General features: G+C 63.7%; 1 protein-coding gene. It reads right to left on the bottom strand.

What is annotated here, in order from left to right; translation table 11 throughout:
- A partial coding sequence (locus tag GVL52_RS32250) for a hypothetical protein (RefSeq protein WP_160012758.1) occupies positions 1–430 on the bottom strand: 430 nt, incomplete at both ends.

A 430-nucleotide genomic window follows, 5' to 3' on the forward strand; every position in this document is an offset into this window, starting at 1 on the left:
GTGATGACCGCTGCGCGTGGACGCGTGCACCGGGCCGAACCACCGTCGCTCGTGCTCTTTTTCAAGGCGGCGGCGGGGCGCGTCCATACCGAGATGAGCACCCATGCCAGCAGTCCGGCGATCCAGGGAACCAAAAGGATATAGAACGCGTATTGCGGTATGAGAACACCGAGCCAGGGCAGCAGCCACAGCTCGACGATCCCGTAGCAGCAGCCGAGAAATATCCACTCCGGGCCCTTCAGGATGCTTGCAGCGGTTCCGCTTTTCCAGGCGGATGAGGCCATGAGGCCACCCGCCGCGATGGCGGCGACAGCATGGGCGGCCATGAGCCTTGACGTGGCGGAATCCGAAGGCGCGAACGGCGACGCGTAGAGGGTCCAGAGAGTCAGGAAGGAAGAGGCTTTCGCAAGTGCGGGAGCCAGCATCCAGA

This window comes from Rhizobium sp. 18055 (genome assembly GCF_902706285.1).
Lineage (GTDB): Bacteria > Pseudomonadota > Alphaproteobacteria > Rhizobiales > Rhizobiaceae > Rhizobium.